This window comes from Bradyrhizobium sp. USDA 4502 (assembly GCF_054063355.1).
The window spans coordinates 703,905-728,172 of record NZ_JBSSGF010000001.1 but is presented as its reverse complement, the minus strand read 5'-3'; the positions used below and the strand labels follow the sequence as shown (position 1 = coordinate 728,172).

13 protein-coding genes, 1 pseudogene and 1 riboswitch are annotated in these 24,268 nt (G+C 59.4%); of the genes and pseudogenes, 7 read left to right on the top strand and 7 right to left on the bottom strand.

Annotated elements, in window-relative coordinates:
* Positions 1-97: 97 nt before the first annotated feature.
* Positions 98-297: riboswitch (cobalamin riboswitch) on the bottom strand.
* A gap of 1,339 nt (positions 298-1,636) precedes the next feature.
* Entirely contained in the window at positions 1,637-2,485 is an 849-nt protein-coding gene (locus ACVW1B_RS03285) for a nodulate formation efficiency C protein (RefSeq protein WP_253603368.1), read from the top strand.
* Positions 2,486-3,017: 532 nt separating this feature from the next.
* On the opposite strand, the gene ACVW1B_RS03280 is transcribed toward ACVW1B_RS03285, so the two are convergent.
* The 5 genes from ACVW1B_RS03280 to ACVW1B_RS03260 form a co-directional block, all read right to left on the bottom strand.
* Entirely contained in the window at positions 3,018-3,200 is a 183-nt protein-coding gene (locus ACVW1B_RS03280) for a hypothetical protein (RefSeq protein WP_253587727.1), read from the bottom strand.
* 649 nt (positions 3,201-3,849) lie between these two features.
* A complete protein-coding gene (locus tag ACVW1B_RS03275) occupies positions 3,850-5,028 on the bottom strand; it encodes a Wadjet anti-phage system protein JetD domain-containing protein (protein ID WP_253587728.1) in 1,179 nt (392 codons plus the stop codon).
* A 2-nt stretch (positions 5,029-5,030) separates the two neighbouring features.
* On the bottom strand, positions 5,031-8,468 hold the full coding sequence (locus tag ACVW1B_RS03270; RefSeq protein ID WP_253587729.1) for an SbcC/MukB-like Walker B domain-containing protein: 3,438 nt from the start codon (positions 8,466-8,468) through the stop codon (positions 5,031-5,033).
* Complete coding sequence (locus ACVW1B_RS03265) at positions 8,465-9,103, bottom strand: DUF4194 domain-containing protein (protein ID WP_253587730.1); 639 nt, start codon at positions 9,101-9,103, stop codon at positions 8,465-8,467. Before ACVW1B_RS03265 ends, ACVW1B_RS03270 begins: the two co-directional genes overlap by 4 nt.
* Entirely contained in the window at positions 9,096-10,622 is a 1,527-nt protein-coding gene (locus tag ACVW1B_RS03260; RefSeq protein WP_253587731.1) for a Wadjet anti-phage system protein JetA family protein, read from the bottom strand. Before ACVW1B_RS03260 ends, ACVW1B_RS03265 begins: the two co-directional genes overlap by 8 nt.
* A gap of 367 nt (positions 10,623-10,989) precedes the next feature.
* On the opposite strand from ACVW1B_RS03260, the gene ACVW1B_RS03255 reads away from it, so the two are divergent.
* The 4 genes from ACVW1B_RS03255 to ACVW1B_RS03240 all read left to right on the top strand — a co-directional run bounded on the left by ACVW1B_RS03255 (position 10,990) and on the right by ACVW1B_RS03240 (position 13,656).
* On the top strand, positions 10,990-11,229 hold the full coding sequence (locus ACVW1B_RS03255; protein ID WP_253587732.1) for a type II toxin-antitoxin system VapB family antitoxin: 240 nt from the start codon (positions 10,990-10,992) through the stop codon (positions 11,227-11,229).
* Positions 11,229-11,618: a type II toxin-antitoxin system VapC family toxin gene (locus tag ACVW1B_RS03250; RefSeq protein WP_253587733.1), complete on the top strand. Its 390-nt coding sequence runs from the start codon at positions 11,229-11,231 to the stop codon at positions 11,616-11,618. Before ACVW1B_RS03255 ends, ACVW1B_RS03250 begins: the two co-directional genes overlap by 1 nt.
* Before the next feature lie 525 nt (positions 11,619-12,143).
* Entirely contained in the window at positions 12,144-12,896 is a 753-nt protein-coding gene (locus ACVW1B_RS03245) for a thermonuclease family protein (RefSeq protein WP_069276049.1), read from the top strand.
* 10 nt (positions 12,897-12,906) lie between these two features.
* Positions 12,907-13,656 carry a carbonic anhydrase gene (locus ACVW1B_RS03240; RefSeq protein ID WP_069276050.1) on the top strand — a complete coding sequence of 250 codons (750 nt, stop codon included), beginning with the start codon at positions 12,907-12,909 and terminating at the stop codon, positions 13,654-13,656.
* 837 nt (positions 13,657-14,493) lie between these two features.
* On the opposite strand, the gene ACVW1B_RS03235 is transcribed toward ACVW1B_RS03240, so the two are convergent.
* Positions 14,494-15,648, bottom strand: a complete 1,155-nt coding sequence (locus ACVW1B_RS03235) for an 8-amino-7-oxononanoate synthase (protein ID WP_253603370.1) — start codon at positions 15,646-15,648, stop codon at positions 14,494-14,496.
* A 2,029-nt stretch (positions 15,649-17,677) separates the two neighbouring features.
* Positions 17,678-18,298: pseudogene (locus ACVW1B_RS03230) on the bottom strand (LabA-like NYN domain-containing protein).
* Positions 18,299-19,592: 1,294 nt separating this feature from the next.
* On the opposite strand from ACVW1B_RS03230, the gene ACVW1B_RS03225 reads away from it, so the two are divergent.
* Both ACVW1B_RS03225 and ACVW1B_RS03220 read left to right on the top strand, forming a co-directional pair.
* Positions 19,593-21,308, top strand: coding sequence for an MFS transporter (locus tag ACVW1B_RS03225; protein WP_253587735.1), 1,716 nt, complete (start codon positions 19,593-19,595; stop codon positions 21,306-21,308).
* A gap of 1,192 nt (positions 21,309-22,500) precedes the next feature.
* Positions 22,501-23,619 (top strand): branched-chain amino acid ABC transporter substrate-binding protein, encoded by a 1,119-nt coding sequence (locus tag ACVW1B_RS03220; protein ID WP_253603373.1) that lies wholly within the window; start codon positions 22,501-22,503, stop codon positions 23,617-23,619.
* The last annotated feature ends 649 nt before the right edge of the window (positions 23,620-24,268 follow it).

Sequence of the window (24,268 nt, the reverse complement as noted above, 5' to 3'; positions counted from 1 at the left end):
TAACCCCATGTTGGGGGCAAAGGCCATGGCGGACGCAGGCAGGAGACGTCGCGCGAGCGACGGCTGCTTGGCGCACCACCGGGACACCCCGCCCGTGGACGAACATATTGTCGGGGCAGGTCTCCTGGCTCGCGGGTCATCGCCACTGTCCGGCCTTCCCGAAGCCGCGCAGGCTTCAGTGACTCTGTTGGACAGCGGCTCGCCGCTCACAGTTGCGGGGGCAGCGCCGGCATCACCGGCTTCCCTCTTAGCTCCGGATAAAACAGGAACCGGAGAACCTCGACGACTTGGATTATCGGCAAGACAACTCCGCCGTCAACCTCTCAAATTGATGCTGCGACGTCTCCTACGTGTTGACGATGCACGGCCACTCTTGATCGCGACGTTGAAGGCACTCTCCAATCACAGATATCGGGGTGACCGTCTGCGAGGCGCGTTGGCGTCGGACCGCGTGTCAGATCATGGAAGAGACGAATGCGGCCTGGGCGATGAAGGTCACGGTGCCGAGACAGGACGCTCTTCACGCGATCCAGCTTTCGAACATTCATCGAGCCTTCGCTACGTCCCCCTTTCTCCACCAACAACCAGTGTGAATAGGCGCGCTATACGCTAAATCCGGCAGCGTACTCAGCGAGCATGTTGATCTACGACCAATCCTGGTAGGCGCCATGCGGACGTTTTTGGCGATACTGCGAAAAGCAAGCATAGTGAATCACTAACGAAAAGAGTAGCTCGCAATGAAAATGGCTGTTTGGAGTGCCCTCAGCGTCTTTGCTGCTGCCGTCTTTGCGGTCGGCCTGTTCGGCTGGATAGCAAGGCCACTTATGAACCCGGCGGTCAGACAGATGTTCTCGAACGTTTTGAGCAGTTCAAGCCGAAGCTAGCTCAACCCGAGGCTTGGCCTTCTTGCCCGGTCGATACGACTGCATGGAAGCGCAGCTCCTCCAATGTTGACTACGGCGACGAACAGATAGACGCCGGTCACGATAGCGGGCCATCACGCGAGCGGCGAATGCCATCGTCCCATCGTCTGCCTGACTTTTGAACTTGCGAGCGCCAATTCCAAATCGCTCGCCGCTGATGGGCGGCTTCGCCTCGTTATTGGCCATAAAGCGCCAAGCACAACCGGCTGAGGCACTCTCGACCTTGGCAGCAGCGGCAACGACCCCGGACCACACCGGTTCGGTGGCGGCAAACCTGCACCCAATTGTCGTCTGGCTCCTGGCAGCAAGGCTTTCAAAACTGCGCTGCTCGAAGATCCAGTGCGTGACAGGAATGAGCCACGAAAGTCGCTGCGAATAGGCTTAATGGCAACATAAATAAGGTGCGCAGGTCGGAAAGTCGACAAAGGCGGCACAAATCTGGTGCGAACTGCCTGCTATTGCCTGGCACGAAGAATGCAAGTCCTCGCTTGCCCAGGCTTCTCCTCCTGGGCTGGTCCAGCATTGCAAGTTGAAGCTTTGGCTGACCACTGAAGTTAGCGGCGCGTGACATCGAGGGACAGCGCCTGCTTGCGCGGGACATCAGCAGGTGCTCGCGTCACGTTGCCGCTAACTTCTAGCGATCTCGTAGAGCACGTCGAAGATTGTCCGCTTTGGAATTGACGCGTGCATGAGAACCAGATGGGCCGGCCGCAATGAAGAGAATGTCTGGAACGCGCGTGCTTTGGTTCTGTCTCGGTCGATCGCTGATCTGCCTGGCCGGGCTGGCAGCGACAAACAGCAACGTTCGCGCCAATGACAGCGCGCTTGTCGAAAGGGTCAAGTCAACGTGGCGAGCGCAAGACGGCGAGACTATAGAACAAATCATCTCCAAGGTCTCGAAGGTGGCTCACTTCGTCCCTCGGTCGTGGGGAGTCGCTGAAGGAATTGACCGAACAGAGTATGTGTACTTTTCCTGGACCAGGCATCAAGACAACAAATCAGACGAACAGTACGCAATCACTTGGAAGATCGCGACCGACGGAACGATCAAACTTGCATCGCCATATGCCAAGCCGATTGAATTTGGCTGGCGCGCCTTTGCGCTCTCATTGATCGCCAGTGAGGTCACCGATGGCGAAAGGGACGCAAATCTTCGCTTTCTGCACGATCCTGTTAACTTCAACTTCGTAACGACCGCACAAGGCAAGCTCGGCAATCTACTGCGGCACGGCCGGTGCCATATCATTGAGCCCGTTGCGGTGGATTACGTGGCGAAACCGAAGGACAAACCGACGAAAAAGGGTGATCTTTGGCGCGTTCTGCTTTTGGTGAACTGCAAGATCCCAGGGCCCCATTATTTTACTCACAACGGCGTCATCGCTTTCGAGAAAAGCGAAGGACAAGATTGGGAGCCTCAATCTTTTTTTGCCAAACGTATCGCAGCCTTTCCTGCAGGCTCTTGGTTCGATCGCATAGAGCCAAATGAACGAGAAACAATAGAGAGGGCGCGAAAGGCCTCGGCCAATGATCGCACAGAGCAAGATCGCGGCGCAGCTCCTTGACGCTGAGCGCCTCTGAGTAGCGGCCAAAGCAAACACGCTCGGAAACGTTGACGTGTGCTGTTCTGTCTTTGCAACAGACCGGCAGCCTCTCTCGCAGCTTGTCACAGGAAAAGGCACACAGCACTGTTGCTCGCGGCCCATTGTGCGAGAAAATCGATGCTATGATCAGACGACCACGTGCCGGCTTACGAGAACCGATTTAGCCTTCCCCGCACATACGCAGTGCGCGGACGCCAATCTACGACGAGGCCAGCTCGAAATCCCATTCTGCAGCGGACTTCGCCCAGCAGGCGTGCGCGCAGCGCATCGCTTCAACGGAAAATGGCACCCGCAGGAGCGTGAGCATAGCGACGCCGAAGGCGGCACGCGGGACCGAGTGCAGCGACGAGACCGGTTAAATGGGTACCCGGGAACGGGGCAGTGATAGCGACGCCGGCATTCTTGATGGCGGCGGGCGCCTTTCCCGAGTACCCCCGGCGAGGAGCTCCGCAGCCGTGCGCAATGGATGGACCGTAGACTTGAGACGGAGGATCTAGATTTCCTCGGGCGCATTCGTCTGCGCGTCATGAATCCTGATCTGAAGCATGGGAAAGCGCTTCTTTAATTCTTCCCTACCCGCCCGGGCGCCGTCTCTCGTTGTAAACTCGGCTTCGAGTCGGCCGTCCACTTCAAGCCCGTAACAAGAGACCGGCAATTCACGGCTGGCTGCAACCATTTCGTTCCCATTGTGCAGTGAGGTGCTTGAGAACGATGCGTAATGAGTCGCCCAAACCGCACCAGGGTAAGCTGCTCGAGTGCGATGACGCATGTCGTGGATTGATGCCTCGCACTGGCTGGCGCCTGGGATGGGAATTCGTCCAACCAGGCGGCGCATGCACGATCAAGCCATCGGCTTGACATAGCTACCCTCCCAGCTACCCTGGGCCACGCGCACCTCGTGCTGAGCCTCATGGTATCTGCCCTCCGACTATTCGGGCCAGTTCAACGCAAGACCGTTGCGCACAAGCAATTCAGCAAGATCACGTCCGCGACCAAACAGGTCGTGACGGTGCCCACAATACCGGTGGAGGTTGAGCGGAACACAGTTGGTGGAGCGCTAGACGTCGCAAGCTGTTGAGAAATGATAGCGAACAAATCACGGACGAGCGCCGGCGAAATATTTCGCGGCACCAAGGCGACGGGGCCATCTTATTTCTTGTTCGACGGCCGCCACGCAGTCGGTGAGCGTGGCCGTGTGGTTATGCGCTCGAAGATCGCCAAGGTCGTCACCGACCACAGAGAGTATCCCACTTTCGAACACCTTGCAGGAGGAATTGACAGTGCTCGATTCCATGATATCGACCGCTCTTGGTTTTTACCGACGCTCACGGCGGAGCGGTAGGATCCGGTAAGACGGGATTGAGCTCCTCTTGCTCAAGCGTCTTTGCTCCGTCCCCTGCTAAATAGGCCGCGAGCACCGCAATACCGGAGTCTGGTGGACACCGCGCCGGAGCGGCCTTCCTCAGCGGCACCTGCCCCGATCTTTCGGCGATTTCGACACTCATGAGGTGGGGTCGAATCGGACGTCCGACTGCGCGCTCGATCGTGTGGAATATCCACGTCCCATCCGGATCAATGTCTGACCAGTGGAAGATCGGCGTGTTTCCAGACACCATTTGCGTAATCGCGCGCAGCGCCTGCTGGGTGGCGAGAGAGGGGTATCCGCCCACGTACATCGTCACTCCCTCTCGATCTGGATCGGCTTCGGCGACATGTCTGTTGAAGCTCGCGAAATTTTCGATGGTGAGAAGGTAGGCTGGTGGCCGCCGGAATCGGATGCGATCCGCCTCCTTGGGCGGGATGCCTAGATAGCGTGGAGAAATCTGGGACAAATCGGCGCCATCGAGATCGATCCTTCCGGCGATGAGAAGCGGTGGCGCGAAGCGCTCCAATCCGAGCGTGCGCAGCGCCTCGCGGGGCCGCGCTCCGGGCGGGAGCTCGAGGATTCCGCCAAGAAGTCGGACGACCGCGCCTTCGATGCGTTCGAGGGCTTTGCTATCGCCGACCGTTCTTCGCGAGAAGGTCCGATAATCGACATCCAAATGCCTATTCTCCAGAATTGCTTGGGCGAGGGCGAAGGCGTCGCGGAGCTTGTCCACATCGGATGAGGCGAACCCGTGCCAGCTCTTGGCTCGCCCCCAAGTTTCCGCTATCGCGGCAGCCGCTTCCACCAAGCGCCAATCCAGCGCGATGTCCGCACAGAGGCGCCTACCAGCCTCTTGGGCGATCTGAGCGGCCGGAACGCGTCCGAGATAGTGGTAGAGCGCGTCCGCGGTTTGAAGTCTGACGTGCACAATCTGATCCCGCCTGGTTCCGCGTCCCCTTGCGAGACTAACGGCGCCGACCGCCTCGGCCCGCGCGATCTGCCTCAGGAAGACGTCCGCAGCCACCACGTTGGGAAATGCGTCATAGTCGGGATGTGCGATGGGGTTGGCGGTCCCACCTTCGTAGCGATCCAGCAGATCGTTCAGTAGTCCGTTCGCCTCACTGAAACGACGCACCATGGCTACTCGGCGGCCAGACGTGCGGCAAGGTCGTCGGCGGTCATCAGGTCCGGATCGATCGCACGCAGTTCGCGCTTGGCCTTTTCCTTCAACGAGACGACCGTTGCCCTCGACTGCTCGCCGATGCGATCGACCTCCACGATGGTGTCCATATGCTCTAGCACCGCGACCCGCTTCTCGAAAGGCGCGGCAATCACAAACTGCAGGCCGAGATTCTTATAGAAGCTCATCATCTGGCGCTGGTTCTTGCCGTCCATTTTCGAGAAGACCTCGTCGAACATCGCAAGCGCGAAGCCGGCCGGCTTGCCGGCGCGACGCTCGGCACTGCCGTAGACGGCCGCAAGCGAGGCGCCGATGGCGACGTAAATTGGAACCTGTTGTTCAGCACCTGATCCGGTGCCACGGCGCTGCTCCCAACGGGTCGAGCGGCCGGTACCGACGTCTTCCATGTGGATCTCGAAGGTGTAGAAATTTCTGTAATCCTCGAACTGGGTGAAATCCTTGTCGGGATCTTCGAGCAGCGCTTCGAGTGCCAGGATCGTGTCCTTGTGGGGGAAGTCATCCGATACGTCTCCGCGGAAGAGCATGTCGAGCGCCTCGGGAGAGGTCTTGCCGATCTCGATGATCTTCAGGATCGGCTGAAATTCCACCACCTGGGTACGGTGAAAGGAGTATCGTTCATTGTGGAAGGGGTGCGCGTAGAGGCTGCGGTTCAGCGACTGGAGCTCCCGCTCCATCTTTCCGATCCGAGCCGAGAGCGCATTAATGAACTCACCTCGCAGTAACATGGACGCTTTCTCGGCCGCGTCACGCGCCTGACGTTCGTACTGCCGCAATTCGTTGGACTCTATCTCCTCGATTAACTGCGCCATCCATGGCTTGACCTCCTGAAGAGGCTCGCTCTCGATGCCGATCTGGGAGCTGACGCCGAAATCGTCGAAATAGCCGTCCAAGAACTCGCGCACCTGCCGTTCGATCCGACCGCGCTCGTCGTTCGCCGCGTCGGCGTCCTTGACGGCCTTCTCAGCCATGCTGCGATGCCGGTCGGCCTCGTTCTTGTGAGCGCGGGCATCAAGGCGCGCCCGATATATCGGCCGGCCTTTTGACGCAGAGTAGAGGGGCAGATTCTTGACGAAAAGCGACCAAGCGATCTTCAGATTGAGCTCGGAGCCGGGTACGTTTTCGCCGTCACCGAGCCTACTCTTCGCCGCCCGGACGTCGCCGTCGTGTTTGTTGAAGGCAGTCTGCTGAGTCTCGCGCTCGGCGATCCTTCGGTCCTTCAGTTGCTGCTGGGCACGTTTTTTCTGGCGAAGACCGCCGTCGCCGGCGTCGTCCAGAGCCGCGAGCTTCGCTTGAGCATCTGCCATCTTAGCCTGCACTGCGGCGAAGGCCGCAGCGCAGGTCTTCAGATCGCCCGCGGGCGCGTCGCACAGGGCTTTCAGCGCCATGAACGCGCCGTCAGCGATCTCGGCTTCCTTCGCGGCCTGGCGTAGCGATACTTCCAGCTCGTCCGCCTGCTCGTGCAGCGCGCGCAACGCGTTCGCCTGGGCAGCCTTGCCGATCTTGTGCTCCGAAGGCTCGATTGATCGATGGGTGCGGACCAGGCCATCGTCGTAGAGGCCGTCCTTCATGATGGCGCGGCCCGGCCTGTTGAACTGGTCCAGGGTGTCCGCAAGGCGCACGGAGCCATACCGGCGCATGATAAACGACAGCGCGTCCGGATCCTCCGTGCGGAAGATCGAAGGAAACGTTCCTGGCTCCGGCTTGGCCCTGAATTGCTCCAGCTTGTTAAGGCTCACCAGGGACGTGCGCCGGAACTCGCGCCGCCCTTCCTTGAAGATCGCGGTCGCATCGCCGATATGCGGCCTGTCGACGAACACCGCATCCCGATCGCGGCCAAGAAGCGCTTCAGCGGCACCCGTCCAACCCGGCTCGGCGACCTCGATCAGTTCGCACAAGACGCGTGGCGCCATGCCTTTTTGACGAAGCCGGAGACATAAGCGCTCGGTGTCCGGCTCAAGGTGCGCGCGCGCCCCTCCCGAGGCGTGCTGCCGGACCCGCTCCAGCAAGTCATCGCGCTGGGTATGTAACTGCGAGGCTTTTGCGATGACCTCCTGACGCGCTTCGTCGATCTTCGCGAGTCGTTGCCCTCCCAAGATTGTCAGGGCGTTTTCGGCCGCAACCAGTTCGTCGGAAACGGCCCCAACCGAGGCGGCACCTACAGCGGCAAGCAGCCGGTCCACGGCCGGAATGAAATCGTCGAAGCCGCGCCCGCCCATGGCACACAACGGTTGCAGGCGCCGGATGGTGTCGATGCGCGCCTTGAAATCAGCTGCAGCGCGTTGCGCGGACTGCTCCGCCACCGCGGCGGTCTGCTGCAGCGACTTCCTGCCAGTCTTGGCGTCGTGTTCGGCGATGGCCTCGGTAAGCCGTTGCAGCTCATCGTCGATCGCTCTGATGTCTTCATTCAAGAATTTCAGTTCGCCGCCCGCGGCATCGCGCTGCGCGCTCGCGAGCCGGAGCCTCACCCTGAAGTCACGGTTGATCGCGCGGGCGGCAAGCCACTCCGCGCGCTTGCCAATCCACTGCTCGCGGAACTTGGTCTCCAGTGCCTCTTCCAGCGCCGTCAGAATCACCTTCAGTTCCTTCAGTGCCTCCAGCTTGAGGCGCATCTTCCGGATCGTGTCGCTAATGTTGCGGTAGGTCTGAATCGACTCGCGCAGTTCCTTGATACCGATCGGGCTGTCCTCAAGGATGTAGTTCCGCACGAACTGCGTGGCTGTCTGGTTGTGGTCGAGCGTCATGGCGTTGACGATCGATTTCTGCAGCGCGTTGGCGTTCTGTTCGCCATACGGCGAGTGCGGCAGGAGATGGCGCATATACTCGCGGACATAATCGCTCGCCCGATCGCGGTGATTGACGAAATTACCTTCGCCGACGGCGGAGATGATTCGGGCGCGCGCGTCCTCCCATTGCGCTGGAAATAGTGCCTTTCCACGCTGTTCGATGAAGTCATTGGACGTGAGCACCGCGCCGACCGCGATGAACAGCGCGAGCACGGTCTCTCTACTGTCGGACTTCCGGGCTTCGAGCGCCATGCCGATGGTGACGGAAGGCCGCGCTCCGTCCGTGTCTTCAAAACCGAGCGCGATGTAGGTGCGCGCCTCGTCGCGCCGGCGCTGATCCTCGCCGAGCGTGCCGAGGCAGTAGTCGACGACGCTGCGCTTCGAGCTGCCGCGCGATCTTCCGCCGTCGCCGGCAACCGCGTTCAGGCGCAGGAAGCGTCGGTTGCCACCGGTGAGGACGACCTGCGCCATATCGAGGATCGTCGATTTGCCGGAGCGGTTCTCACCTAGCACGCCCACGTGAGCGGTCACTTCGATGTCGGCAACATCGAATAGGTGCCAGTTCACCATAGTCAGGTGGCGCAGTTGCATCATGCGTCATCTCCCGCGACCTGCGGAAAGCGGGCTTCCTCGCTTTTGACGTAGCGCTCGAGCCTTTGGAGCGCATCACCGCCGCTGATCAGCTTGATCATCGGCCGGATCCTGACCTCCCAGTCCTGCTGTTCGTCGTCGAAGTCACCGATCTCGACGAGACTACGCTGGGCGGCCTCACGCAGAATGTCGCGGAAGCGGGCTGCGGAGATGGCGCCGCCCCCACTATGCTGCGCCATCTCCCGGTACCGATCGAAAAGGTCGTTCAGCGTCGCGACGACCACGGCTCGGTCCTCGACAGCCCCGACGTTCACTTCCTGCTGCCAGTACGCGGCCAGCACGAGCATAACGATGGTTTCGTCGAGCTTTATCCGGGGCAGCGGCACGTCCTCGTCCATCGCGACGATCCCTGCCCACTGCGCCTCCGGATCGCGATGGACGCGATAACCGCAACTGTCGAAGAAGCCGTCGACCACGTCGCGGAAGCGGCCATCCATCATCGTGCTGTAGACCGTCCCGGTACGAGGGTCCCCGGCGAACACGAATTGTCGTCGCAGCAAGAAATGCAACGCCTTCCGAAGATCGGCCGCCTTCTCCGCGCCGGCGGAGCGCTCGATGTTGTCAAATTCGCTAAGCATGGACTGCTCTGCCTTTCGCCGTCGTACCCGATCGTCTGACCACGAAGTTCGCGCACCTGAGCCACTCGCTATCGTGCGGAGGCGTGTCGGGGCTTGGCTCCAGATCGAAGCCAGCCGCGATCTGCGCCGGCACGTCGCCGGTTAGCGCATAACGTCGGGCGCAGTCGAAGGCGAGGAAATCGTCAACGGTGCCGATCTGCATGAAGCGCGCCTCCTTGGTCGCGAACGGAGGAACCTGCCCCTCGAGGAATCTTTTGACGTCCTCGGGACGCGGCGCGATGCGAGCGATGTACTCTAGGCGAAGCTGCTTCCGCAGTTCGTAGAGCGGATCCGACGGCGGCCCGGCGAGTTCTCTTGCCTCGACAGGACGGCGCGGCTGTCTAGTCGGCGCCTGATGGTGTTCAGACCAGGGCGACCGCAGTGGCTCAACGTTCCATTCGACGGTTGCCTCGGCGTGCCTGCCCTTGCGGAGCAGAGCGTCGAGCCGCCGCACCAGGTCGCCGGCGCGCCCGACGAGTCCCTGTGTTCCACGCTCCGCGTACTTGATAGTATTTCGAACACGTGCCTCGAGCTGTCTGCGGAAGGTCTCGATCCGATCGAACATCTCGCCGATCTGCTCGAAGATGCTTTCGATGGCCAACAAATCGTCAGCCGCAGCCATCCGGCCCTCTTCGAGATCGGACGCCATGCTTGCTGCGACGTATTCCTCGGCCAGCACCTGCATCGTCTCGGACGTGTAGGAAATTCTGCGAGCAAGATCCACGATCGCGTCGCGAAAGCGGTACGGATGGTTGACGGTGAGGATGGACTCGAAATCCTTCAGCAGCAGCTGGTCGACGAACTCCTCAAAAAAGGCTTCCAGGCGGGTGCCCACGGTCTTCGATTCCATGACCGTCCGTCGGATACGCTTGAGGTCGGCCAAAATGGCCCGCAGGCTCTTGGTGAATTGATCGGCCTGATTGCGCGCCTCGCGGACGGCGAGTGCGGCCTCGCGTTGCTTGCGGTCGGTAATCTCGGGTGTGAGCTTTTCAATGGCTTCCAGATTAAGGCGGATTTGCACGATCAAGCCGCCGAACCGCTGGGAGAGGTCCTTATTGAGGCTCGCCAGACGCTGGATCACCAGCAGGGGTCCCATGGCCATGTCCACGGTCACCCGAAGTCCGTACTCCTCCTCCTCGAGCCATCCCCATGCGACGAGCCGCGTGTAAAGTTGGCGCGCCAGGCCGAGCGCCTTGTCTCCCTTCTCGGATGTGAGTGCGACGTCGACCTTGCGGATGCGGCGGCGCCGCGCTGAGATCATTTCAGGCAGCGCGCCGAAATCGTCGCCGTCGTCCCACAAGGCGGGGTTGGCCCGCATGACGTCGTAGATCGCGTGAACGACCTGCTGCGGCGCAGGGAAAGCGGGCGCGCCCGAGAAGAAGCGCTCATGAAGATCCAGCAGACATGCCGCGTAGAGATGTTTGTGGTCCCGCGAAAAGGCCAGGAACGCGTCGTCGTGCAAATGGCGAAACAATGCCAATCAGAAGCTCCATCAATCGAACATGCCCGAGCCAGATCGGAACAAGCTAATATATTGAAATTCCTATTGAATTATGACGCGAGGGACCGGAGGGTACAATTGGCGGTGGGCGGTCGTTCTGTTTATGTTCGAATATAACGTCCTGAGAACGTACTGTCGAGAGCTTCACCGCAGTCTACGTATCCGCCTCGTTCCAATGGCGGGACTTTCGAAGACCCGGCTGAGCTCGAGGACCTGCTACTTGGCGTCCCTGCCGCCATCACTTTATGAGATAACGTCGTAATATCAAATACTTGAGCCCAGCCTGGAAATACGCCTGCTCAGGTACCTAAGGCATGGATACCAATATACCCGAACAGAGCTACCCATGGCCTACAACGTTAAGGACCGCGAGACCGACCGAATCATTCGCGAACTCGCCGCACTCAAAGGCAAGCCGATCCTCGATTGCATTCGCGACGCTCGCGAACATGAAATTCAGCGTGAGCGCCTAAAGACGCCGCTCTGGGACCGGCTGCAACCGCTGCTCGATCGCATCGCCAGCGCTCCCAAAACCGGTCTGACCGCCGACAAGGCGTTTTTCGACGATCTGTCCGGTGATGTCTGATGATGATCGATGCCTCAGCCCTGGTCGCGATCTTGCTGCGCGAACCGGACGCGGCTGAGCTCGTCATGGCAATTGCCGACGCCAAGGCGCCGTTCGCCTCAGCCATCGCAGTATATGAAACGGTCTGTGCTCTCACGCGCGTCAACGCATGGGGTGCGCCGGAAGCGGAGGCCGCAGTGCGGGAATTTCTCGACGCCGCATCCATCCGCGTGTGCGCGATTGCCGACGGCATGATATTGACCGCCGCTATGGCGTTCGGTCGGTTCGGAAAGGGGCGACATCTTGGCGATTGTTTCGCCTATGCCTGCGCCAAGACCTATCGCGCGCCACTGCTGCACAAGGGTGACAACTTTCCGCGAACCGATCTCGAGCTGGTCCGCAAGCGATAAGCTATTGGCAACTTCTGTAAGATTGCATCGATGATATGGCGACCATCCGCGGTGTGGAGATGAGCACCATCGCCAAGCGCGATCTTCATCTTGAAGCGCATGTTGCGTGAACAGATGCCAGCGCGGATCCAAGTCGATAGATCGTGGGCCGCAAAGAGAGTGACCGCGAACGCGCTGTAAGCCAGGTTCATTTGCTTTGATGGCATTCGCTTTCCGGGAGCAACTCGGTTGGCTTTTCGACTACACCGACGCCGGGCGAGTTCAACGCTCCGCCGATGACTTTCCTGCTGGGGTCAAGCCCTTTGCGGTGCGCGCCTACTGAGAGAGACGGTCGAGGCCGGCATACCGCAACACTTATCCTGGAAGAAATCGCTTGAACCTCACGTCACGTCAGGGCGTAGGTTGGAAATCACAACCAAGATTTCACCAACCAACGCCGAACGATGCAACACAGGCCAAATAGCAGACATGGTGCGATCAAGCAGGCGAATGTAGCGACGCCGGATTGCACGTGGTGTTGAACGGATGGACCAAGAGAGAAAGGCCGTCGGGATGAAACACCGCGCAATGATGGCTGCATTGCTCGCTGTCATCACATCTCCGGCTTGCGCAGCGAAACTCAGCGGCCCTCCGCGCATCGTCGACGGCAATACGATTGAGATCGAGCAAACTAAAATTCGGCTCTCGGGCATCGACGCGCCAGAGACGGATCAGATTTGCCTCGACGCCCACGGTCAGAAATGGGCTTGCGGCATCGCTGCTCGCGATGAGCTTATCAAGCATTCGAACGGACGAACGTGGGATTGTCATACCACCGGGCGAGATGAGTACGGCAGGTCACTCGGGAGCTGCTTCATCGCAGGCGAGGACGTGAACGCGTGGATGGTACGCTCGGGTTGGGCACTATCATGGGGTCGAAATATCCATATCTACGCCGTCTATGAGGTTGTGGCGAGCCATGCCTATGCCGGCCTATGGTCGGGGGCGTTCATCACGCCTTGGGACTGGCGTCACCGCAACAATGGAACGATCATCATTGGCGCGAGCTCGGTACCGACCGATGCCCAGGAGCTCCTGCTCGGACCCGCTTTGGCATCGGACCCGCCCTCACCCGAGTGTCTGATAAAAGGCACTGTGGGCGGCAACGGCGAGCGCATCTATCACTTGCCCGGGCAATTCGGTTACGGACAAATCGACATGACGAAGAAGCAGGGTGAACGCTGGCTCTGCAGCGAAGCGGAGGCTGAAGCCACGGGATGGCGTAAAGCCGCGCGATAAGGCGACACACATGCATGCCGACCATTCCCCGAATATATCTTGCGCGCTCACGATAAAGCCTTCGCGCCGGTCACTTTTGCTGTCGCTGTTGGCGTTTTCGGCGGTTGGCATGCGGCTTGGCGACAACATAGTTGACGCGAAGGAAGCAAAAAGGCCACCCAAGCCGGATAATATGCTCACGCCGGATGCTGCGCTGAGGCGGCTAGTCGAAGGTAATGACCGGTTTGTCCAGGGCACATCACTAGGCGGCGATTTCAAGCGCGAGCGTCAGGCTTTAGTCGATGGACAAAATCCATATGCGGCGGTTCTGAGCTGCGCCGATTCTCGCATAGCGCCTGAACTTGCCTTCGACAGCGGGCTTGGTGACCTGTTTGTCTGCCGCCTCGCCGGCAATTTTGCCAACGATGACACCCTCGCCAGTATGGAATACGCGGTCGCTGTGCTGAACACGCCATTGATCTTGGTACTCGGGCACGATCGTTGCGGCGCGATAGACGCCACGATCAAGTCGCTCAACGACGAAAAGCCGGCGCCGGGACATATTCCATCGCTCGTCGCTGCGCTTGCGCCTGCGGTACGGGAATCCCACCAGCAAACCGGTGATGCGTTCGCCAATGCCATCCGGCAGAACGTAGTCGATAACGTCGATAAACTTAAATCGGCAGGCCCGGTTCTGAACGCGGCAGTTGAGCAGAACAGACTAAAGGTAATCGGTGGTCTGTACCGGCTCGACACCGGCAAGGTCGATCTGCTGAACTGACCCTGGCACCTTCGCAGCCGTTTGAATGCCTAACGCTGCTTCGGTTGAGTCCGCGAAATTCGCTCGTCCATCGATAAATGCACCGGATGTGATCCGCTCCACAATTGACATACAATTTCGGAATATCTTTTTGTATGCGCGAGCTCTTTATCCTCCTCGTACTCTACCTACTTATGTTGGCAACGCGCAGCCAGCACCAACATAATTTCCTGTCGTGACCGACAGTTCCATGCCTTCGGTTAACGCCATAGCCAACAGTTGACTGAAGCCGCAGATGCGCGGCAACGGATGTTGGGATCTAAGCGCTACTCTCGGCGAGGGGACAACCCTCAAAATAGCCTCGCCGGATCATCCGTCATGGCATCGAAACAGATCGGCCCGTTCAGGGTCCCCGGCTCAGCTGGGGCTGAAAATCACATATAGCAGAATTACGACCGCGACGGCTGCCCATCCGGCTGATGTAAGGAACACTGTTGCTCGCGACGGCATCGGACTGTCTCTCCTGCATCAACCAACGAAGCGAGTGCCAGTCTTGGAAACGAAGCATCGCTGGATCCGCTTTAAGACCATACCTTGCATCCGCAATAAACCGGAACTTTTCGCACGCGACAATTGCGATTACCGACTGGAACGCAGAACAGTCCTCTGCACCTTCGATGACACGCCTCGAGCCTGGCACTCAAGAATCGATGAACGTCTTGAGAATGCCATCCAAAGAGCGCTGGTAGCGCCGCGTAGCTGAGCCTTGTCAATTTGATTTCCGAAGAGCTCCGTTCAAAAAGGAGCATCTGCGTGCGTCGGCGCGGACTTTTGAAGACCGTTTTGCCGATCCCGTAATCATCTTGCGCGGCCGCATTGCACGCCCCAGGTCTCTTCGACCAACGCATCGATCATGTCGGATACATCATCCTGCCCGACGTTAAGTGTCAGCGAAATCCGCAACCGTGCCGTTCCCACAGGCACCGTTGGCGGCCGTATCCCACGGATATCAAAGCCACGCGCCTGGAGTGCAGAGGCGAGCCGCATCGTGCGAGCGTTGTCGCCCACAACATAAGGAATAATCTGTGAGTTCGAAGAACTCGCGCGACCGCACACAACGAGCTGCCGATGTGTAAAGTTGACCAGATCGATTAGACGTCGTTGCCGCTCAGGCTCCTCCTGCAGGATTAAGATCGCCTCTCGTACCGCGACGGCCATTAGGGGGGATGGCGCGGTGGCGAAAATGAATGGACGGCACCGATTGATCATGAAGTCGCGCAATACGCCGGAAGCCGTGACAAGCGCGCCCGCCGCGCCCAGCGCCTTGCCGCAGGTGTGGATTACCAAAAGATTTTCGCGCCCCTCATAGGGCGCGGTGAGCCCCCGTCCCTGCTCGCCGTAAACACCTGTGGCATGAGCCTCGTCCACAACCAGGAACGCCTCGTAGCGCTCGGCGATTGCGACCAGATCTTTAAGCGGCGCGAAGTCTCCGTCCATACTATAGAGGCTCTCCACCACGATCCAGACGCGCCCCTTGCCGCCCCTGGCTCGCCAGTCGCCAATCCTGTCTTCGATCGACTGGAGGTCATTATGTGTGCTTATCCGGAACTCGGCTCGGCCCGCTCGTGCGCCTTCATGAATGCTGGCATGTACGAGCGAATCGAGAACAAGCAAATCGCCCTGCTGCGGCAACGTCGTTAGAACAGCAAAATTTGCGATGTAACCGCCGCCGAAGAACAGCGCCGTCTGCGTTCGGAAGAACCGCGCCGCCTCCGCTTCAAGAGCTTCGTGCTCCTCACAATTACCGCGCAGGAGCCGTGACCCGCCAGCTCCGATCGGCGTGCCGGCATCGAGCGCGGTGCACAGGGCTTTCTTCATACGAGGCGCGCTTGCCAGCGCCAGATAATCGTTTGAAGCAAAATCGGTCCCTGTGCGGGGCTTGAGGCCGCGCAGCCGATCATCTTCTTTCAAGGCTTCTAGGGCTGCGACATAACCATTAAGCGGCGTATTCATTGACCAATTATCCTAACGCCTGCAGCAGGGCGCGATCAATCGAGCCTTCGTGGCACAGATCTCGGATTGTCTCACCGGGGAGCGACGGATCTGCAAGCCAATCTAAGCGCACCGGCCGAAGAGGCAGGGCGCCTTCCAGTCCATCGGTAATAGGACCCCCGTTCGGCGAACAAGCCTCATGCTCGGCTGCCTCTCGCTTCTAACCGTCGCGATCAAGGCACCAGGATCGCTCAGCGGCGCCATCAATCGCACGCCCTTGACTCGTCCCATAACGTGAATGAGCAAGCAGGACGAGCATGCCGACGCAATCCTCGACACGCTCGCCCATGCCGGTGACGCCGACGCTACTCACCTTGATACCTCACGCGGAGACATCTGCGCCCCAATTGCCCGCACCTAAAAGCCCCCTTCCAAACGTTCCGCCGAGAGAGTGAACCAGGTACGATGCGAACCATCCCGCCCTCGCGTCGCTATGTTGGCAGATCGCGCGTCCTCATGCGTGCGCAAACTTCGTACAGAGCGGACGAGCGTACGTTCGCTCGGCGAGTGTGATCGAATCGTATCATAAGCGCACGCTGCGGACCCCGGGGCTCGCGAGACGATACCCAACTTCGGCGCGCCAAATCACTGATCTCCTCGGCGCGCGTCGCGGCAGCCGCGCACAAAGTGATATGCGAATAGCCAAATTCATCGTGGACCAAACCACACCCGAACTTGGCCGGATGTGCGTCGTCCGGAAAACGGGTGCGAGCCTTGTACGAAACGGACGAATGCACATTGCTATCACCGTCGACGTGCTCAAAGTGGACCACAAGAGTACGTCCTGAACCGTCCGCGTCATGGTTATCGGACGCGAATAGTCGAGCCGTTCCGCAATGGCGGGCTCAAGTAGTAACAATTGATAGTGCTCCATGCCACTAGGCGGTACAATAATCCCTCACGTGAGGTCCGTCCCGGACATAGGAGACCGGCGACATGTACAGGTACGTCGCGCGTGCCAACATCGATCGCTATCTCAGCGTGCTCTACAGCACTGATCCTCACCCACCATGAGCGACAGACGGTCACGAAGTTGTTGCTCGGCGAGTTGGACAAGCTCCGTCATGACCCCGCGCAGCTAGAGTTTGCCGGAAAGCGAGCCGCGAACGGCCGCGAAAACGTGAACCACGCCAGGCGCCTACGCGAATCCTATGCACTCGGCGCAACAGAACGCGAAGAATCGGATAGGTTGTTGGTAGCGGTCGAAAGTCTTCAAAGCCTGCTGGATGCTTTTATCGTGGCTTGCACGAGTTCTCGGGGCAACTGAGACGGCGACTTGATCGTATAAATGACACCAAGTGCGGCACGAGATCGACTTGATCTTCGTCACATGCCTGCTTGTCCATCGCTTCTAACTCTAGCTCAAGTATGGATCTCCATGGCGGAGATCGAATTTGCTGACTGCGGCTTTGTGTCGTGAACCGCTATCCGTGGGATGAAATCCACCAAAATCGACGCTGCAAGGCCGCTTTCAAGCGTCACCTGAGACCAAATTGCATTCAAACACCGCGCTCAGTGAACATAAATGATGCGATCAAAAGCGCCTCGTTGGCGAAATGGACCAGGAGCAGCACATGGCCTGTCATTTCTACCGACTGCTTTACCGATTCCGCATGCGCGCATATGCCGAAACACTGTTTCGGCGTAGCAGGCACGAGAAGCAGGAAAGACTCTGGCTGCAGTGCAGCTTGATGAGGCTTGGGAGTGAACTACGGCAATCCGACCACTGGTCCAGCGCAGCGGGGCAGCCGGTGCAGGACGCGGCCGACGCCATCTTCAGTCCCATCTGAGGATGCGGGAAGGCGTGCTGCCGAGAACAGCGCGTTAGGCCGCAACAAGCGCCGCCGATGCCGGCGTTGCGAGAGGATGGCATCGGCATCCACAAACAACATGAAGAGGCGTGAGGAGCGCCGTCAGGAGAAAGTCATCGTGAGATGGTCGCGCCGTCGGATGGAGCCGACGCGCCGCTCGGCATCACGGCCGCTTGCCGTCAGCCTGGACTCATCACCGCATGCGCTATTCCGCGCTGGCTGCCTCTCGCTTGCCGGCACCTGTCGTGCCCGAGCCGTTCGGTTGAGCGCCCCAGCTTCGGCCTCAGCTGCGCTAGTTCAATAAAGTCGTCCGCCTGCCGGCGAAGCTCGTCTGCGATCATCGGCGGCTGGATCGCAATGGTGGAGATGACTGACGCCGCGGCGCTGCACCGCTTCAACCAACGAACTGAAGTCGCCGTCAGCAGAGAATAAGACCATCCGGTCGATATGCTCGGCGAGTTCCGTGGCATCGACCGCCAGCGCGATGTTCGTGTTACCCTTCACCTTACGCCGACCGCTGGCGTCGAGGAACTCCTTGGTTGCCTTGGTGATGACGGTGTAGCCGTTATAGTCCAGCCAGTCGATGAGCGGCCGGATCGACGAATACTCCTGATCCTCAGCAATCGCCGTGTAATGGAAGGCCCGCAGCAACGGGCCCTGCCTCCGATACTCCTCGAGCAGGCGCTTGTAGTCGATCTCGAGCCAAGCGCCTTGGAGGTAGCGGGGAGGTTGGGAGGGGCCCCGCGCACAAAGGGACAGCCGGCGGCTCCGCAAACAGCGTTGCGCCGGCAAGCGGCAATAACGCGCCCCCTCATCGGCAAAACCTCCGGTCGCGCGCTGCGGCCGGAGGTTTTGTGCGGCGCCGACGCGATCATCGTTCGCGCCTCCTGTGAGGGCGGTGACAATATTCTTCCAGCGAACCGACGGTTGAATGGCATACGTGCTCGTCGGCGGCCCGATGAAATCGAGGCCGTGATACTGCGCGCCGGCCAGGTCCCAGAAGGATCATTAGTCGGCTCAAAGCGACGGCCGGCAAGTAAGAGAAGCTCTGCAGAAGACGACAATCGTCGGATCGCGGGATGCGGCACGAACGTATGTTGCTGCCCGAATGCCCTGCATCGCGCAGGTGCACGATGATCCATCATGCACATAATTTACGCACCAATAACGAATGCGCGCTTTATGCATTGCAGGACAAATGGCCCCGCTCCGGCGGGCTTTCGGTGCCTATCCTCTGCCCTTGCATAGATCAACAATCGCTTTCGCCAGGGCGTCGGGCGATGTCGCGCCACGCGAAAGTTTAGCGAAGTCGGCGGCCTATCCTGACACTCTTCACACAAACAGGCTGAAGAGGAGAATCAGAATGCCCGCGCGTTCAAGTAGACATTGAACCGAATGTGCTTGAGCTGGCTACACAAACAATACACACGTCCGCTTTGCAGCGCGTAACCGCTCCCAAACCAGGGCCACAGCGGCGCTGCGGTTGGAAATCTTGTCCCACGTACTGCGCGAAATACGCGCACAGAGGCTCGATCCAGAACCTGATACTCCTACCGATGGCCTCCAATGCTCCACACTGACGCGAAACCAGCTGGCAAGCGATAATAATCTCGGTCAATCACTGCGCAGCGGTGTGGAGACATTGAGAAGGTCGGCGAGATCGAGTTTCGACCGTTCAGCTTCTCGCGACGCAAATCGTTTCGCGCTTAGAGATCTCGCGCTTTTGTCCGATTCGTACAAAGTTTGCAGCTGCCGGCGAGCCCACCCAATCTAACACCATGCAAGCAGTGCGCTGGGGCGAATAGGTATGGGGCAGCCTTTAGACCATCCGATCGTTAGCGTCCACTGCGGCACGATTGGAACGGCGATTCTACTGCGATTGGAGATTGCAGATATCACGCCGGTGATGGAGACCATTCCGGCTTTGCGCTGCCTTTGCTATGAGGCGCAAGGCGACGGAAGCAGTCGATCACTTTCAATCAAGCGCGATCGAAGCATCTCACAGCCACGTCAGGATCTGAAAGCGATATCGCGACAGGAACATCCTTGTGATCCCTACCAAGATCAAATCATGGTAGATCATCATGAGTTGATATGACCGATTCATCCAAAGCCCAGACGCATAGTGCCGACGGCATCACGGCCCCGCTGCGGCACGCGACCTTCAGGCGCATCTGGCTTGCGAGCCTCTTGTCTAATATCGGTATCCTGATTCAAGGCGTTGGTGCCGCCTGGGCCATGACGCAAATGACGTCGTCGGCTGACAAGGTCGCGTTGGTGCAGACTGCACTCTTACTGCCAGTGATGCTGATATCGATGCCAGCCGGGGCGATCGCGGATATGTATGACCGCCGTATCGTGGCGCTGGCCTCCCTTGGATTGGCGCTTGCCGGGGCGACCGGGTTGACGTTAGTCGCCTGGCTTGGCTTGGCCACGCCAAACCTCTTGCTGATGCTATGCCTCGTTGTCGGCAGTGGTATGGCGCTGATGGGGCCGGCCTGGCAATCGTCGGTCAGTGAACAAGTTCCGCTGGAAGCACAGCTGCCTGCGGCCATCGCGCTGAACGGCATCAGCTACAACATTGCGCGGAGCGTAGGTCCGGCAATCGGCGGGGTCGTGGTGGCAACTGCGGGTGCAGTGGCGGCATTCGCGCTCAATACGTTGCTCTATCTGCCGCTGATTATCGCGTTGTTGCTCTGGAAACGTATCAGCGCGCCCGCGCGCCTACCGCCTGAAAGATTGAGCCGGGCGATGGTGTCTGGCATACGCTATATAAGCAATTCACCGTCGATCAAGATTGTGCTGGCCCGCAGTCTGGTGACCGGCATCGTTGGCGGTGCAATCACCGCTCTAATGCCGTTGGTAGCACGCGATCTCTTGCATGGCGACGCCCAGACCTACGGCATCATGCTTGGCGCTTTTGGTCTGGGTGCGGTGGTCGGCGCATTGAATATCACCGAACTACGCCGGCGGTTGAGCGGCGAGGCGGCGATCCGCGCCTGTGCGTTGTCCATGGGCGCGGCGATGGCTGCGGTTGGGCTCAGCCGCGAACCGGTGTTGACCGCAGCAGCACTCGTCCTGGCGGGAGCCGTGTGGATGATGGTGTGGGCGGTATTCAACATTGGAGTGCAGTTGTCGGCGCCGCGCTGGGTGGCCGGACGCTCGCTTGCAGCTTATCAGGCGGCGAGCTCAGGCGGGATTGCCGTCGGCAGCTGGGGTTGGGGCCGTCTGACCGACGCGGCCGGGGTCGAAACCGCGCTGCTGGTGTCGGCCGCCCTGATGCTCGCCTCACCACTCATCGGCCATTGGCTGCCTATGCCCCGTATCGGCGCGCGGGGTGAGGAGCCTGAGCCGCTCGCCGATCCCGAGGTACGACTCGCCTTGACCGGACGCAGCGGCCCGCTCGTCGTCGAGATCGAATACCGAGTCGCACAGGAGAATGCGAGAGCTTTTCATAATGTGATGCAAGACGTGCAATTGTCGCGCCAGCGCAACGGCGCCTACGGCTGGTCGATCGCGCGGGATATTGCCGATCCGGAATTGTGGACCGAGCGCTATCACTTCCCGACCTGGCTCGACTACTTGCGCTCGCGGAACCGCTCGACGCGGTCGGAACGCACATTAGAGCAGCGGGCCATTCAGTTCCACGTCGGCCCTGCGCCGGTACGGGTCCGTCGCATGCTGGAAAGGCCGTTCGGCTCGGTACGCTCGAACGACGACACGACCGAGTGCGCGGCCGGCGAAATGGGAGCGGAGATCGCAAACCCGCCAAAGGCACTCCGTAGCCGGCCACTTCGCCCCATCAAGTGAGCCAGCTTGCGGGTTGGTTGGGCCGGACGACAGCAATCGACACGCATCACACGAAAAAACGGTACCCAACATCGACGCTCTGTACATTGCTCTCGCGAAAATCGGCGAGAGCGTCGGACCGAGAAAGCGACAATCGTGGGGAGATTTCCGGCGAAAGCGACGAAAGGTTCGGGCTTTTGTACACTCTTTTTCAAAACTCACGCTTACTGCAACTTCGGTGGCTTCGTAGTCGGCCGGCCGTACATCTCAAGCACTTTGGCCGCGTCATCGAGCTGGTCCGGCAGACAGACACTTTCTTGGGTTAGGAGCGTCAGCTTTGCCCAAGGCGCATTTCTCCGCTTTTCTTGTGCCGAACTTCAACAAAGTAAGGCTGAATGACGCCGCAAAAATGCAGCGTCACCCGGACAACGCAGAAATGGCGCAACCAAAAGTCGCATAATTTGCTTGCGAAGCTCAAAGTGACGAGCTGCCGCTCCGATCTCTTCTTAGATGGCATTCGAGGGTGATTCATGGGCAATCATGACCTTGTCTCCGGTAGCCTCCTCGCGCTGACCGCAACCAGCTTCGCGCTACTCTGCTCGAGCCTGCTCGTCTTTGCTTTCATTTGAGACCGTGCTGGTTGCCTTGCGCGCGCTATCGAGGCGATCACGCCGTCGGAGCATGAAGTGTTTGTACGCCCCCAAGGGACAATGTTCGCGCACGACCTGAACGATCGTCTCTGCTTTCGGCTCGACCGACCGCTTGGTCTAAGAGGCGGCGCTTCAGACGCGACAAGCTCTGTACGTTCCGGATTGATCTATTCCTTTCATAAACGCTCGGTTCAGTTAGTGTTCAGCAAGACAACGCCGTCATTGAGATAGTGGGCGGTATGGGATCGGACGCGCGGCGAAGATGAGACGGGACGGAGAAGTTTGCGTTATCGTTGCCTATTCGCATGCGAGCCGGCTCGTTGTCCTGCTGGAACGACATCGTCATGTACTGTTTCTGAGCGATGGACTGTCTGCCGATAGCTCCCGAACCTGGTTTCATCAAGTCAAGATGGGTCCTGCTCCCTCGTGGCGGTGCAATCGAACTGTTTGATGCGCGATCATGACTTTATCTCTGGTTGCTTCCTGGCACCAAGCGCCGCTGGGGATCGCCTTGCTCTGCTCGAGCTTACTCGCCGTTGCGTTCACCCTGTGAGGACCACCCCATGAAATCACTCAAGCTGATCGGCTTTGCACTTGGAGCATCGATTGCAATGTTCACCGCGGCGTTGGCTGAGGACATCACCATCGCCGTCGCCGGACCAATAACCGGGGGCGAGTCTGCCTTCGGGCGGCAAATGAAGAACGGCGCCGAGATGGCGGTAGAGCAAATCAATGCTTCAGGCGGCGTGCTCGGCAAGAAGCTCACCCTCGACATCGAGGACGATGCCTGCGATCCCAAGCAGGCGCGATCGGTAGCGGAAAAGGTCGCTGCCGCTAAGATCCCGTTCGTTGCTGGGCACTTTTGCTCCTCGTCATCGATCCCGGCCTCGGAAGCCTATGCGGATGGCGGTGTGCTGCAGATCACGCCGGCTTCGACCAACCCGCTATTCACCGAGCGCAAGCTATGGAACGTGGCGCGCGTCTGCGGCCGCGACGACCAGCAGGGGCAGGTTGCCGCCCGGTACATCACGAAGCACTTCAGCGGCAAGAACATCGCGATTCTGAATGACAAGACCACTTATGGTAAGGGACTCGCCGACGAGACGAAGAAGGCACTCAACAAGGCGGGCATCGCTGAGAAGATGTACGAGTCCTATAACAAGGGCGACAAGGATTTCAATGCGATTGTCTCGCGACTGAAGCATGACAGTATCGACCTCGTCTATGTCGGCGGCTACCACCAGGAAGCGGGCCTTATCCTGCGCCAGATGCGCGATCAGGGCCTGAAGACCGTACTCATGTCGGGTGACGCGTTGGCTGACAAGGAATTTGCCTCTATCACCGGCGCAGCTGGAGCAGGTACGCTCTTCACCTTCGGACCAGACCCACGCAAGAAGTCGACAGCAGCTGCGATCGTCAATAAATTCAAGGCCAAGAATATCGACCCCGAAGGCTACACGCTCTATACTTACGCTGCGGTGCAGGTCTGGATGCAGGCCGCAACCAAAGTCGGCACCATCGACCCAAAGAAGGTGATGGACACGATCAAAGCGGGCTCTTGGGACACTGTGATCGGCACACTGGAATACGACGCCAAGGGTGATATCAAGCAGCTCGACTATGTCGTTTATAGGTGGGACGACAAAGGCGGCTATAGCGAGACTAACCCGACCGCGTTCTGACGCATCTTAGTGCGAGACATCAAAGTTAGCGTCCTTAGGAGGCAGGACGGTGATTAATGTCGATCGAGTCGACTGCTCCAAGGCAGCAAGCTACGGCCGGAAGAAATTGAATGTCTGAGCTCAGCCTAATGCACGGGCCTGCGCTCGCTCTGCTTGGTTGATCGAGACGACCCTATCGCCGAAATCATTGCCAAGAGGGCCATCGAGCTTGGCGCAAGCGGGGTTGGCGATCCAGCAGAGATATCAAAGCGCGTCATCGAGCAGCTTGGTGTCCATAGACCGCCATCGGTTTAAAGCGGGCACGCACATGCGCAGTTTCGATCCTATTCCCGGTCGACTAGCCTGCCACGGGTTCAACGCTCACGGGCCTGGACTCAATGGGAACCGATAACTTGGCCCAACGCAGACGTTTTAGCGGCGGGCACGATGAGGGATCCCTTCGCCGGACTGCAGTCATCGGTTTCGGCTTATGGAGAGTTTCGACTATCGGACCGCGCGACGCGCGTTAGCTCAGGCACCCATCGTTCCACGAAGATGTTCGACTGGCAATTGCGGCCCCGCCCCATGGAAATCAAGGGCGGGGCCGCTCCCCCCTCCCCCCGGGGGACGCCGCGCTGCCGATGACAACGGAAAGTCTAACTGCGATCCC